This is a genomic window from Aquamicrobium aerolatum DSM 21857 (assembly GCF_900113935.1).
Lineage (GTDB): Bacteria > Pseudomonadota > Alphaproteobacteria > Rhizobiales > Rhizobiaceae > Aerobium > Aerobium aerolatum.
The window spans coordinates 61,576-74,146 of the sequence record NZ_FORF01000011.1; the positions used below are offsets into that span (position 1 = coordinate 61,576).

The following is a 12,571-nucleotide window of genomic DNA, read 5'->3' on the forward strand; positions in this document are numbered from 1 at the left end:
TGGCGCACAATCGCCACCGTCCCACGGTGAACACTCAGTCGCTGCAAACGGGGCGTTGACCTGCTAATGAGGCGGGCAGCGCCATTGCTGCGGCGCGTCGCGTCGATGTCTGGGAGGAATGAGATGAAACTCTTGCGCTATGGGGCAGCGGGCACGGAAAAGCCGGGCCTTCTCGATGCTGACGGTCAGGTGCGCGATCTTTCGGCCATCGTTTCAGATATCAGTTCCGAAACGCTGGCCGCCGGAGCACTGGGAGCTCTGTCGGCATTTGACCCGCAAACCTTGCCGATTGTCGAAAATGTCGGTCGCCTCGGTCCGTGTGTCGGTAATATCGGCAAGTTCATCTGCATCGGGCTCAACTATGCCGACCATGCTGCCGAAGCGAACCTTCCCATTCCTGCCGAGCCGATCATCTTCCTGAAGGCCAACAGTGCCATCTGCGGCCCCAACGATACGGTGCTGATCCCGCGCGGCGCGCAAAAGACCGACTGGGAAGTCGAGCTCGGCGTCGTCATCGGCAAGGGCGGCAAATATATCGACCAGGCCGACGCCCTTGCCCATGTCGCCGGCTATTGCGTCGTCAACGACGTGTCCGAGCGGGACTTTCAGATGAACCGTGGTGGCACGTGGGACAAGGGCAAGGGCTGTGACACATTTGGGCCGGTTGGTCCGTGGCTGGTCACCCGCGACGAGATCGCCGATCCGCAGAACCTGGCGATGTGGCTCGACATCGATGGCCAGCGCTGCCAGGACGGCTCGACCCGAACGATGATCTTCGATGTCGCCAGCCTTGTCAGCTATGTCAGCCAGTTCATGTCGCTGCAGCCGGGTGATCTCATCTCGACCGGCACGCCCCCCGGCGTCGGCATGGGCATGAAACCGCCACGCTTCCTTGCGCCCGGCAACATCATGGAACTCGGCATTGAGAGGCTCGGCACCCAGCGGCAAAGAGTTGAGGCCGACCGATAGCGTCGCCCTCTTCCACGCCATCGCGCCCTGATGGGCAATCTGCCTGGCGCAATCGTCTTGACGATTGTGCGGCCGACCGCCGGGCATGTTTAGCAGAGTGATCTTGTTGGGGATATCCGGAGTGCACATCTCCGGAAAGAGAATGGTGCCCAGGAGAGGACTCGAACCTCCACGCCTCGCGGCACACGGACCTGAACCGTGCGCGTCTACCAATTCCGCCACCTGGGCAAGTGACCGCGTGAACAGCTTCGAAGGGCTCGAAGCGAAGGTTCATGCGTGGTGCGCCGCCGATGTAAGCGGCAGCGCGCATTGTGTCAATGGGTATCTGGCGACAAAGTCTGCAATTGCGAAAAATCCCTGCACAGCTGTGTTGCCGCGCTCGTGAAGAGCGCGGCGCAGCCGGGTCAGCCGGCCAGCACTTCTTTCGAGGCAACCGTCGAATCTGCGTTCAGGCGGTAGATGATCGGCACACCCGTCGCGAGCTCGACATTGATCACCTCTTCGCGCGAAAGGCCTTCCAGCGCCATGATCAGCGAGCGCAGCGAATTGCCGTGAGCGGCAACCAGAACGGTCTCGCCGCGCAGCACGTGCGGCTGGATCGTGTGCATGTAATAGGGCCAGACGCGCGCGCCGGTATCGCGCAGGCTCTCGCCGCCGGGCGGAGGCACGTCATAGGAGCGACGCCAGACATGGACCTGATCCTCGCCCCACTTGGCGCGGGCATCGTCCTTGTTGAGCCCCGAAAGCTCGCCATAGTCGCGCTCATTGAGCGCTTCGTCGCGCACGGTGTCGAGATCAGACTGGCCGACGGCGTCGAGAATGTGCTGGCAGGTCAGCTGGGCGCGGCTGAGGGTTGAGGTGTAGGCAATATCGAACTTCAGCTCGCGGGCAGCCAGACGGGCGCCAGCGGCTTTTGCTTCACTGTGGCCGAGTTCGGTCAGGCTGGGATCGCGCCAGCCGGTGAAGAGATTCTTGAGGTTCCACTCACTTTGGCCGTGACGGACGAGGACCAGCGTTCCGGACATGCAGCAATACTCCGTTAGACGAATGGGATCAGAATTCAGGCGCCGATGCCGAGCACGTCGCGCATGGAATAAAGGCCTGGCTTGCGCTCATGCGCCCAAAGGGCCGCCTTGACCGCGCCACGGGCAAACAGGCCGCGATCTTCGGCATGGTGCGACAGGACCAGACGTTCGCCGGCTCCCGCCAGGATCACCGAATGGTCGCCGACGACCGAGCCGCCGCGCAGGGAGGCAAAGCCGATGGTGCCCTCTTCACGCGCGCCGGTGATGCCATCGCGTCCGCGCACCGAGGCTTCCGACAGAACGACCTTGCGCCCGGCGGCAGCAGCTTCGCCCAGAAGGATGGCGGTGCCGGATGGCGCATCGACCTTGTGCTTGTGGTGCATCTCGACGATCTCGATGTCGAAATCGGCGGCGTTCAGCGCACGGGAAGCCTGTTCCACCAGCGCGGCCAAAAGATTGACGCCAAGGCTCATATTGCCGGATTTGACGATCGGCGCATGACGCGCTGCCGCAGCGATCTTGGCGTCGTCTTCTGACGTGCAGCCCGTGGTGCCGATGATGTGGGCAATGCGGGCCTGCGCGGCATAGCCGGCAAACTCGATTGTCGCCGCCGGGGTGGTGAAGTCAAGGACACCATCTGCTGTTGCAAAGGTTGCGAGCGGATCGTCCGAAATCGCCACGCCGAGCGGGCCAACGCCGGCGAGCGTACCGGCATCCTCGCCGATCAGGGGCGAGCCGCTGCGCTCGACAGCGCCGACCAGCGTTGCGCCTTCGGTTTCATGAATGGCGCGAACCAGCGCGCGGCCCATGCGCCCACCAGCTCCGACGACAACCAGACGCATGCTCATGGGATCGAAACTCCTTGTTGGGAGACAGCGCCGTCAGGCGTTTCGCCGCGCGCCGTCTGCATGGTGTAAAAGCGTGCATAGACGCCGTTGGTGATGGCCAGAAGCTGTTCGTGGGTGCCTTCCTCGATGATCGAGCCAGCTTCCATCACGATGATATGGTCGGCATTGACCACGGTCGACAGGCGATGCGCGATCACGATCGTGGTGCGTCCCTTCATCACCGTGTCGAGCGCCTCCTGCACCAACGCTTCCGATTCATTGTCGAGCGCCGATGTCGCCTCATCGAGAAGCAGGATCGGCGCGTTGCGTACGATGGCGCGGGCGATCGAGATGCGCTGGCGCTGGCCGCCCGACAGGGTCATGCCGTTCTCGCCGACAAGCGTGTCATAGCCATCAGGCATGCGTTCGATGAATTCATCGGCATGGGCAAGGCGCGCTGCCTGTTCGATTTCGGCGTCGGTCGCGCCGGGGCGGCCATAGCGGATATTGTCGCGAATTGTGCCCTCAAACAGATAGGGCTGCTGCGAGACATAGGCGATGTGGCTGCGCAGCGATGCCTTGGTGACCTGCGCGATGTCGGTGCCGTCAATTCTGATCGCGCCGGCATTCAGGTCGTAGAAGCGCTGGATCAGCGACACGATGGTCGACTTGCCAGCCCCCGAACTGCCGATGATCGCGGTGGTCTTTCCTGCTTCCGCAACGAAGCTGACATCCTGCAGCACCTTGCGCTCGGGCGTGTAGCCGAAGCTGACCTTGTCGAACCGGACCTCGCCGCGTGTTGCTGTCAGCACCGGCGCACCGGGCTTGTCCTGCTGGCGTGGTTCGACATCGAGCAGTTCGTAGATCATGCGGGCATTGACCAGCGTGCGCTCGAGATTGACCTGCACGCGGGCCAGCTTGCGGGCGGGGTCGTAGGCCAGCAGCAACGCGGTGATGAAGGCGAAGATCGAGCCGGGCGGCGTGCCATCGGCAGAGGCGCGATAGGCGGCGTAAGCAACGACGCCGGCAATCGCCAGCCCTGCCAGCGCCTCGGAGATTGGCGTCACACGCTCGGAGACGCGCGCGATCTTGTTGGCGCGTTGCTCGGCCTCGGCGATCAGCTTTGCCATGCGCTGCGACAGCTGCTCTTCCATGGTGAAGGCCTTGACCACGGCGATGCCCTGCGTGGTCTCCTGCATCGCGCCGACCAGCCTTGCATTGACCTCGACAGCCTGGCGCGCAACGCGGCGCAGCCGGCGCATGATCTTGTTGACCGCATAGACCAGCGGCGGGCCAATCAGCAGCGCGATCAGCGACAGCATCGGGTCGAGCGCGATCATTGCACCGACGAGCGCGATCAGCAGCACCGCGTCGCCAGCCACGGATCTGAGCGTCATGCCGAGCATGTCGCGCACGCCCAGCACGTTTTCGTTGATTTGCGCGGCCAGACGCCCCGAGCGTTGTTCGGAGTAGAAGTCGAGCCCGAGCTTCATCAGATGGTCGAAGATGCGCTTCTGGTAGCGGGCAACAAGGTTGTTGCCGATCATCGCCAGGATCACCGACTGGCCGTAAGTGGCAAGGCCGCGAATGAAGAACACGACCGCGATGGCGCCGCAGATCAGCGGGATCAGTTCAAAGCGCTGGTTATAGAAGACGTCGTCGATCAGCGGGCGCATCACCCAGGGGATGAAGGCTGTTGCTCCGGCGACCGCCAGCAGGCAGGCGATTGCTGCGATATAAAGCCCGACATAATCGCGCGCGTTTTCAGAAAGCACGCGCTTGAGCACGGGCAGGATCGCATCCTGTTGCCTTGCGGCGGAGTTCATCTTTGCGTCTGAAGCCAAACCACTGGTTTCCGAAACTGGTTCCTGTGCGTCTGGCTATGCCCTGTCGGGCCATCGGGTGCAATCGTCAATTGCCGGGCAGGTCGTCGCAATCGCGTCAGCCGTGCCGCCAGTGCCGCCCTGATGTGTCGACGCCAAAGCGCTGCGGCGTGCTGGCAAATGCGCCCAGCCCGCGCAGCGCGGCCAGCGGTTCGGTGATGACATAGACCGGAATGTCGGCGATCATCTGGCTATGCGGAGCCTTGTCATTGAACGCTTCGCGGAAGCGCCCGCTCTTCAGCGTCGGCACGATCTTCTGGGCGATGCCACCGGTCAGGAACACGCCGCCCTTACTGGAAAAGATCAGCGCGAGGTCACCGGCAAGGCGGCCAAGGCAGGTGACGAAGATATCGAGCGCTTCCTGCGCCTGCCGGTCGGTGCCGTCCATCGCGGCGGAGGTTACCTGCGCCGGCAGGTTGAAGCCGGCGCTGACGCCGTCAGCTGCGCACACGGCCCGGTAGATATTCACCAGTCCGCGCCCGCACAGCATCTGCTCGGCCGAAATGCGGCCCTCGATGGTTTCGATGCGCGGAAAAACCTGCAGGTCGCGCGCGGTGCGGGGGCCGATATCGACATGGCCGCCTTCGCCGGGGATCGGGATCCAGATGTCGTTTGAATGAACCAGACCGGCAACGCCCAGCCCGGTGCCCGGTCCCAGAACGACCCGGCGGCTGTAGGGCTCAGGCTCGCCGCCGCCGATCTTTTCCATCTGGTCGGGCCCGAGCGCCACCACGGCCAGAGCCTGCGCCTCGAAATCGTTGAGAACGATGATTTCATCAAGCCCGAGCGTTTCGAACATCTGGCGTGGACGCACCACCCAGGCGCTGTTGGTCAGCGCGATCTCGTCCCCTTCGACCGGCGCGGCAATCGCCAGCACTGCCGAACGCGGCATCACCGGGGTCTGATCGAGGACGATGGCGCGGATCGCTTCATCGAGGGTTTCGAAGCTGGCGCTGACAATCGTCGGAAATTCCAGTGGTTTGCCCGATGGCTCGGTCAGGATCGCAAACCGGGCGTTGGTGCCGCCAATGTCGCCGATGAGAACTGGAAATGTCAGCATGGTGTCGGCGGTCCGATCTGTTGTGCGTGCTCAGTGTGCCTCGTGCGCCTGCAGCACCATCCGGGCCGTCGCGACGTTCAGCGCGATGGGAATATCATAGTGCACGGCAAGTCGCATCAGTGCCTTGACGTCGACATCGTGGGGCATCGGTGTCAGCGGGTCGACGAGGAAGATGACCGCGTCAATCGCGCCTTCGGCGATCAGCGCGCCGATCTGCTGGTCACCGCCAAGCGGGCCGCTCCGCAAGGCGCGCACCTTGAGCTTGGGATAGGCATCGCTGATGCGATGGCCGGTGGTTCCGGTCGCCACAATGTCGCAGCGTTCCAGCAAGGGCAGGTACGCAGCGCAGAATTGAACCAGATCGTCCTTCTTGGCGTCGTGTGCGATCAACGCAAGGCGCAGCCTGTCAGCCACTTCATCCTACCAGTCTGTGATTAAATCGATTAGCATCGTCTTAGGGTGCCGTAACGCGACCTGTCAAGATCAGTTGCCGGGCCTGCCAAACGGAAGCGGGATGCTGCTCTCGGGCGTGGGTGCAAAGGCGCTGGCCGAAACCGGCGAACTGGCAGCCGCGGCGGCGAGGGTCCGTCCGCTCCCGGTCACCGTCACCAGCGCTTCCGATGCTGGCGCCGGCGCGGCGGCAACTGCCTGGCAAGCTGCCGGCAATGCGGAAAGGCGCATCACGTCGCGAGCGCGTGGCTTGGCGGGGCCGGTGGCCGGCTTCCACGGCTCGTCAGTGAACCACCAGGCCAAGGAGGCATCGCAGCCGTCGCTCTTGGGCACTGCCTCCTGCTTTTTGCAGCCGTTCGATCCGGCCGGGCAGGCGATACGCACGTGAAAATGCGCGTCATGGCCCCAGATCGGGCGCACCTTGCGCAGCCAGGAGCGATCTCCTGTCACCGTGTCGCACAGCTTCTTCTTGATGCCCGGGTGAACCAGCACGCGCTCGACATTCGGATAGCTGGCGGTGCGTTTCAACACCGCTGCATGGGCGGGCGTCCACTTGCGGTCGTCAACATAAAGCGATTTGGGCTTGAGCAGAGAGACGAATTCCATCGTCTCGCGCTGTGCCTTGGTCAGGCGCTGCCCGGCAGGCATCGGCACAAACCAGATATCGGCGTCGAGCCCGATCTGGTGGGAGGCGTGGCCCGACAGCATCGGCCCGCCGCGTGGCTGCGAGATATCGCCAAGCAGGAGCCCCGGCCAGCCGTCCTGAACCGCTTCGCGCGACAGGCGCTCCAGCGTGGCGATCATTTCCGGGTGACCCCAGCGGCGGTTGCGCGACAGCCGCATTGCCTGCCAGTTTGGCCCGTCCTCGGCGATCGCGACGCCGCCGCCGAAGCAGCCTTTGGAGTAGGTGCCGTGAGCGGCCGCCTGCGACAAGGCCGGCAGGCGCTGCGCACCAAACACTTCTTTCGCCAAGGGATCGGCGCTGGCGGGAGCCGCCGTCAGCATGGCTGCAACGCCACCAAGGGCGAGCACGGTGCGCCGGATCGACGATTTCACAAACATGCAAGAAACTCCGATCAAACGCCCCCGCACGATCACGCCAAGCTTGCGGATGGCACGGTTAATGGCTTCCTAACAATACGCGATTGCCACCACGATAAGTTCCGTCGGCCCACATTGCCTGAAGCGCCGTGCGATAGTCAGGATACACGAATCTATACCCTTCCGCTTTCAGTGCATCGTTGGCGGCGCGCTTGGTTTCTTCGTAGAAGGATCGTCCCATCGGCGACAGATCGGCATCCTCGAATGCAATTTCAGGGGGAGGCGCAACGCCCATCAAGTCCGCCGCGAAGGTGACGACATCTTCTGCCGGTGCAGGAAGATCGTCGCTGAAATTATAGACGCCTCCGCGATTGCCCTGCGCCAGAAGCAAGGTTGCGCCTGCAATGTCGTCGACATGAATGCGATTGAACACCTGTCCCGGCTTGATGATCCGCCGCGCCGTGCCGCTTTCCAGATTGGCCAATGCGTTGCGACCCGGACCGTAAATTCCCGCAATGCGCATGATGGCGACGGGGACGCCGATTTCGCGCCCCAGCGCCTGCCAGGCAAGTTCGGCATCGAGGCGTTGGCGCGAGTGTCGCGACACCGGATCGCAGATCGCGTCCTCGCTGATCCAGCGTCCCTCATGATCGCCATAGACGCTCAACGTCGAGTAATAGCCGATCCAGCGCAGGTGCGGCATTGCGGTTGCAATCGCCGCGCGCGCGACAGCCAGAACCGGATCATCGCCGTTGGGGGCGATCGATATCAGCACATGCGTCGTCCGCTTCAGCTCTTCGACAAGATCACCGCTTGCCGTGGATCCATCAAACACAAACGGCGCGATTCCACCGCCTTGCAACGCGGAAAAATTCTCCGCCCTGCGTGTCGTGCCGGCAATGTGGGCGCCGTCGCGCCGGGCCAGCGCCGCGAAAGCCTTTGCACTGTATCCGGCGCCGAACAGGAAATAGCGGGATGTCATGGCAAGACCTCTTCTTTGTAACTCTCAGGCGCGCCGAACTCGGCCAGCACTTCGGCATCGGTTTCCAGCAACATCATGTCGCGCGTGTCGGCCTCGAACTCGGTTGCCGACAAAAGGCGCGACAAGGCCCACACCGCAGCCCCACGCACCAGCGGCGAAGCATCGCCCAGAAGCGTCCTGACTTGCGGCACCAGCGCCATCTCGCCCGAGTTTCCCGCTGCGATCAGCACATTGCGAATGAAGCGATCGCGCCCGATGCGTTTGACCGGCGAGCCTGAAAACAGCGCGCGAAAACCTGCATCGTCGAGGCCGATCAGGTCGGCGATCCTTGGCTCGCGCAGGTCTTCCCGCGCCACCAGCTTGGCTTCCGATGCGGTGCGGGCAAACTTGTTCCACGGGCAGGCGGCAAGGCAGTCGTCGCAACCATAGATGCGGTTGCCGATCGCTTCGCGGAATTCGTGCGGGATCGGTCCCTTGTTCTCGATGGTCAGGTAAGAGATGCAGCGCCGCGCGTCGATCTGGTACGGGGCGGGAAACGCCCCGGTCGGGCAGGCATCGAGACAGGCGCGGCACGAGCCGCATTGCCCGCGTGGATCAGGCGCATCGGCGGCAAGGTCCGCCTCGGTGAAGATCGAGGCGAGAAACAGCCAGGAGCCGAAATCACGGCTCACCAGATTGGTGTGCTTGCCCTGCCAGCCGATCCCAGCAGCTTCCGCCAGCGGCTTTTCCATCACCGGTGCGGTGTCGACAAACACTTTCACCTGCGCGCCGGTTCGCGCGGCAAATTTCTGCGCCAGTTCCTTCAGCTTGCCCTTGATGACGTCGTGATAATCGCGATGGCGGGCATAGACGGAAATCGCGGCGCGATCCTTGCGCTGCAAGAGCGCGCGTGGATCGTGGTCCGGGCCGTAATTCATCGCCAGCATGATGACGGAGCGCACGTCGGGCCACAGGCTGCGCGGATCGCCGCGCCGGTCGGCGGTCTCGGCCATCCACTCCATCGACCCATGGCGCTGCGCCTCGATGAACTCGTGCAGTCGCCCGTATGCGAGCGGTGTTGCGCCCGGCTTGGTGATGGAGATAACGTCGAAGCCAAGCTTTTCCGCTTCAGCGTTGAGAAAACCCCGAAGCCGGTCCTGCTGGACTGGGCTCAGGTCGCAGGCCATCAGAAATCCAGATCGGCGTAATGCGAGGTCGGGGTTAGGCCCCGCACCCGATCGGCCAGCAGCGGGCGGAAGGAGGGACGCGATTTCATGCGCGTGTACCAGTCCTTGGCCGCCGGATATTCCGACCAGTTGATCTCGCCGAGATAGTCGAGCACGGACAGTGAAGCCGCCCCGGCCATGTCGGCATAGGTGAGGCGCGCGCCGGCGAGCCAGTTGCGGGTTCCGGCCAGCCAGTTGGTGTATTTCATGTGCTGGCGGACATTGGCGCGTGCGGCGCGCAGGGCCGTCGAATCGGGCGAGCCGCCGCCAAATTCTGCGCCCATTACCGGCTTCAGGACGCGCTCGCGCACAAGGTGGCGAACGACGTCCGCCTCCATCTTCACCAGATACCAGTCGACCAGCCTGCGGATTTCCGCGCGCACGAACGGGTCTTCGGCAAAAAGCCGCCGGTCGCGCTTCAGAACGCCCCGCGTCTCATCGAGATATTCGGCGATCACCGTTGCCCCGACAATCGGCGTGTCGCCCTCGGCCAGCAGTACCGGCAAGGTCGCGGCGGGGTTGAGCGAAAGGAACTCCCGGCGGCGCAGCCAGGGCTTTTCCTCGATCAGAGCAAGTTCCTCCCCGTACTCCCCGAAGGAGACGCGGACAAAACGGCAATTGGCAAATAGCGGGTGATGAAACAGGGTCAGCATGGTTTCGTGGAGAACAGAACGTTCTGGCCTTTTCAAGGCGGCGCAGTTAAGTCTCGAACCCGTTTTTGAGTCGAGCGCGAGGGTGTCACGACCTATAGGCGCTCAACTATTTCCTGACAAGCAACCCCTCTTCGCCAACGTCCGGGAGTCGCGAGCATGAGCGAACAGACCATCGTCGGAGCAGCAATTCTCGGCATCGTCGAGGGGCTGACGGAATATATTCCGGTCTCTTCAACGGCGCATATCCTGCTGCTGGGTCATTTTCTCGGCTTCGAATCGACCGGCAAGGTTTTCGAGGTGGTGATCCAGCTTGGCGCTGTGCTGGCGATGCTGACGCTTTATTTCTGGCGGCTGTGGGACATGGTTGTGAAGCTGCCGTCGGATCGCTCTACCCAATTGTTTGTACTCGGCATTCTGATCGCCTTTCTGCCTGCCGCAATCATCGGCGTGATGGCGCATGGCTTCATCAAGAACGTGCTTTTCGAGACACCGATTCTCATCTGCGTCATGCTGATTCTGGGCGGTTTCATCCTGTTGTGGGTCGATCAGCGCAAGGTCGAGCCGAAATATACCGACGCGGCGGCATTTCCACTGTCGGTCTATCTGAAAATCGGCCTGTTCCAGTGTCTTGCAATGATTCCAGGCACTTCGCGGTCGGGCGCGACCATCGTCGGGGCGCTGCTTTCGGGGACCGACAAGCGTTCGGCGGCCGAATTCTCGTTCTTTCTTGCCATGCCGACCATGGCGGGGGCGTTTGTCTACGACCTCTACAAGAACTGGCACATCCTGTCGCCCGACGATCTGCCGATCATAGGGACCGGCTTTGTCTTCGCCTTCATCGCGGCGGTGCTGGTGATCCGCAAACTGCTCGATTACGTCTCGCGCAAGGGATACACGCTGTTTGCCTACTGGCGCATACTGGTCGGCGCGCTCGGCCTTATCGGATTGATCTTGTTGGGATGATAAGGCGCGCGGGTTCGTGGCCCCGAACCCGCGCGCGCGCTCCCCGCAGCGCGTATAGGTCAGATATCAACTTCCCTGTACAGGGTATAATGCTCATGTAATTGATCGCGAATCACAAGTTCGCAAGGCTGCCGTAGGGGAATTACCCACAGGTGGATGAGTTTCGTCGTTTTCCGAAAGTGGATACGTTTTACATCCTCTTGGTTTTATTATGGAAATTCCCTGTTTTCGGGCATTTTCAGAGCAGCGTTCAGCCAGAATTTGTCCAAAACATTTTCAAGCTGCAAAACTGATGTGAAAATTTGTCCGGATTTCCATGTTCATTGTTTTCCAGCGCCAAAAAAGAATGTCCGCGCCGGGCATGACGCGGACATTCTTACATCATTGATGATAGCTGCGCGTCAGGCCGCGTTGGGTCGTGTGAACTGGCCTGCCTTGCGGTACTGCCACAGATAGGAAGGCAGGATCGCATCGGCGGCTTGCGGATCAATCCCTATGGCAGCGAAATCGCGACCTTCGCTGATCGCCTCGGCCGAGACGACATTGTCGCTCTTGAGCATCGTGACCTGATCGCGGGTCAGCAGCGGATTGGGCAGGATGCCGAGCAGGGAGCCCATCAGTCCGGCGACCGGCCATGGCAGCGAGACGAGCAGACGCTTGCGGTCGATGACGGCGAGCATGTCTTTCATCAAAGTGCGGAAGGTCTTCACTTCCGGCCCACCCAGCTCATAGATGCGGCCGCCTTCGACCTGACCGTCGACGGCGCGCGCGATCGCCTCAGCGACGTCCACGACATAGACCGGCTGCATGCGCGTTTCGCCACCGCCAATCAGCGGCAATGCCGGCGAAAGGCGGGCGATCGAGGCAAAGCGGTTGAAGAAGCTGTCGTCGGGTCCGAAGATGATCGACGGCCTGAAGATGACAGCGTCCGGCAGGGTCTCCAGGACGGCCTGTTCGCCGCGCGCTTTGCTGCGGGCATAGGCGGCTTCCGACTGCGCATCGGCGCCGAGGGCGGAGAGGTGAACAAGTTTTGCACCTTCAGCGCGGGCGGCTTCGGCAACTGCGCGTGCGCCAAAGCCCTGCACGGCCTCGAAGGTCTGGCGTCCGCTTTCGTGGAGGATACCAACCAGATTGATAACGTAGTCGGCGCCCTGGACGGCACGGTCGACCGACCAGCGCACCCGCAGATTTGCCTGCACTGCCTGAATCTGACCGACATTGCCGAGCGGCAGCAAATGGCCTGCCAGATGCGGATTGCGCACCGCAACGCGCACGCGATAGCCGCGACGCGCAAGCGCACGCACGACATATCGTCCGACAAAGCCCGATCCACCGAACACGGTGACGAGCGGCGGGACCTTGGAAATGGCGGTCATCTCTGGCTCTCCGATTGCCTCTTCTGCCGCTTCTTAGTCGTTTCGCAGCCAAAGGCAAAGGGTGCTGTTGGTCGCGGAAAGGGTGACCTTGGTCCGTTTATGCTTCCACTTGGCCGTCTTGCAAGTTAGAAACGCCC

General features: G+C 62.5%; 12 protein-coding genes and 1 tRNA gene. 2 read left to right on the forward strand and 11 right to left on the reverse strand.

The features are described 5' to 3' along the window. The first annotated feature begins 123 nt into the window (after positions 1-123). Positions 124-969, forward strand: a complete 846-nt coding sequence (locus BMZ42_RS10560) for a fumarylacetoacetate hydrolase family protein (RefSeq protein WP_091521994.1) — start codon at positions 124-126, stop codon at positions 967-969. Positions 970-1,112: 143 nt separating this feature from the next. On the opposite strand, the gene BMZ42_RS10565 is transcribed toward BMZ42_RS10560, so the two are convergent. The 10 genes from BMZ42_RS10565 to BMZ42_RS10610 all read right to left on the reverse strand — a co-directional run bounded on the left by BMZ42_RS10565 (position 1,113) and on the right by BMZ42_RS10610 (position 10,095). After that, positions 1,113-1,197, reverse strand: a tRNA-Leu gene (locus BMZ42_RS10565). 176 nt (positions 1,198-1,373) lie between these two features. After that, on the reverse strand, positions 1,374-1,994 hold the full coding sequence (locus BMZ42_RS10570; RefSeq protein WP_091521995.1) for a 2,3-bisphosphoglycerate-dependent phosphoglycerate mutase: 621 nt from the start codon (positions 1,992-1,994) through the stop codon (positions 1,374-1,376). Positions 1,995-2,029: 35 nt separating this feature from the next. Beyond that, complete coding sequence (gene dapB / locus BMZ42_RS10575; RefSeq protein ID WP_420492462.1) at positions 2,030-2,836, reverse strand: 4-hydroxy-tetrahydrodipicolinate reductase; 807 nt, start codon at positions 2,834-2,836, stop codon at positions 2,030-2,032. A 2-nt stretch (positions 2,837-2,838) separates the two neighbouring features. Then, entirely contained in the window at positions 2,839-4,647 is a 1,809-nt protein-coding gene (locus BMZ42_RS10580) for an ABC transporter ATP-binding protein (protein ID WP_091521999.1), read from the reverse strand. 115 nt (positions 4,648-4,762) lie between these two features. Continuing rightward, a complete protein-coding gene (locus tag BMZ42_RS10585) occupies positions 4,763-5,764 on the reverse strand; it encodes a glucokinase (protein WP_091522001.1) in 1,002 nt (333 codons plus the stop codon). 30 nt (positions 5,765-5,794) lie between these two features. Next, a complete protein-coding gene (locus tag BMZ42_RS10590; protein WP_091522003.1) occupies positions 5,795-6,178 on the reverse strand; it encodes a methylglyoxal synthase in 384 nt (127 codons plus the stop codon). Positions 6,179-6,247: 69 nt separating this feature from the next. After that, positions 6,248-7,276 carry a penicillin-insensitive murein endopeptidase gene (gene mepA / locus BMZ42_RS10595; protein ID WP_091522005.1) on the reverse strand — a complete coding sequence of 343 codons (1,029 nt, stop codon included), beginning with the start codon at positions 7,274-7,276 and terminating at the stop codon, positions 6,248-6,250. A gap of 58 nt (positions 7,277-7,334) precedes the next feature. Further along, positions 7,335-8,237, reverse strand: a complete 903-nt coding sequence (locus BMZ42_RS10600; RefSeq protein ID WP_091522008.1) for an SDR family oxidoreductase — start codon at positions 8,235-8,237, stop codon at positions 7,335-7,337. Continuing rightward, a complete protein-coding gene (gene queG, locus BMZ42_RS10605; RefSeq protein ID WP_091522010.1) occupies positions 8,234-9,403 on the reverse strand; it encodes a tRNA epoxyqueuosine(34) reductase QueG in 1,170 nt (389 codons plus the stop codon). Before queG ends, BMZ42_RS10600 begins: the two co-directional genes overlap by 4 nt. Next, positions 9,403-10,095: a glutathione S-transferase family protein gene (locus BMZ42_RS10610; protein ID WP_091522012.1), complete on the reverse strand. Its 693-nt coding sequence runs from the start codon at positions 10,093-10,095 to the stop codon at positions 9,403-9,405. The genes queG and BMZ42_RS10610 overlap by 1 nt, the downstream gene beginning before the upstream one ends. Positions 10,096-10,251: 156 nt before the next feature. Between BMZ42_RS10610 and BMZ42_RS10615 the strand changes: the two genes are divergently transcribed. After that, positions 10,252-11,058, forward strand: a complete 807-nt coding sequence (locus BMZ42_RS10615; RefSeq protein WP_091522015.1) for an undecaprenyl-diphosphate phosphatase — start codon at positions 10,252-10,254, stop codon at positions 11,056-11,058. 401 nt (positions 11,059-11,459) lie between these two features. Here BMZ42_RS10615 and BMZ42_RS10620 read toward each other — a convergent pair whose 3' ends face one another. Beyond that, positions 11,460-12,434: a complex I NDUFA9 subunit family protein gene (locus BMZ42_RS10620; RefSeq protein ID WP_091522018.1), complete on the reverse strand. Its 975-nt coding sequence runs from the start codon at positions 12,432-12,434 to the stop codon at positions 11,460-11,462. Positions 12,435-12,571: the final 137 nt, after the last annotated feature.

Bases quoted from the DNA above. Each gene is read 5' to 3' on its own strand.
- dapB (WP_420492462.1), bottom strand. From the start codon at position 2,836: ATGCGTCTGGTTGTCGTCGGAGCTGGTGGGCGCATGGGCCGCGCGCTG.
- mepA (WP_091522005.1), bottom strand. From the start codon at position 7,276: ATGTTTGTGAAATCGTCGATCCGGCGCACCGTGCTCGCCCTTGGTGGC.
- BMZ42_RS10560 (WP_091521994.1), top strand. From the start codon at position 124: ATGAAACTCTTGCGCTATGGGGCAGCGGGCACGGAAAAGCCGGGCCTT.
- BMZ42_RS10585 (WP_091522001.1), bottom strand. From the start codon at position 5,764: ATGCTGACATTTCCAGTTCTCATCGGCGACATTGGCGGCACCAACGCC.
- BMZ42_RS10610 (WP_091522012.1), bottom strand. From the start codon at position 10,095: ATGCTGACCCTGTTTCATCACCCGCTATTTGCCAATTGCCGTTTTGTC.
- BMZ42_RS10570 (WP_091521995.1), bottom strand. From the start codon at position 1,994: ATGTCCGGAACGCTGGTCCTCGTCCGTCACGGCCAAAGTGAGTGGAAC.
- BMZ42_RS10620 (WP_091522018.1), bottom strand. From the start codon at position 12,434: ATGACCGCCATTTCCAAGGTCCCGCCGCTCGTCACCGTGTTCGGTGGA.
- queG (WP_091522010.1), bottom strand. From the start codon at position 9,403: ATGGCCTGCGACCTGAGCCCAGTCCAGCAGGACCGGCTTCGGGGTTTT.
- BMZ42_RS10600 (WP_091522008.1), bottom strand. From the start codon at position 8,237: ATGACATCCCGCTATTTCCTGTTCGGCGCCGGATACAGTGCAAAGGCT.
- BMZ42_RS10580 (WP_091521999.1), bottom strand. From the start codon at position 4,647: ATGAACTCCGCCGCAAGGCAACAGGATGCGATCCTGCCCGTGCTCAAG.
- BMZ42_RS10615 (WP_091522015.1), top strand. From the start codon at position 10,252: ATGAGCGAACAGACCATCGTCGGAGCAGCAATTCTCGGCATCGTCGAG.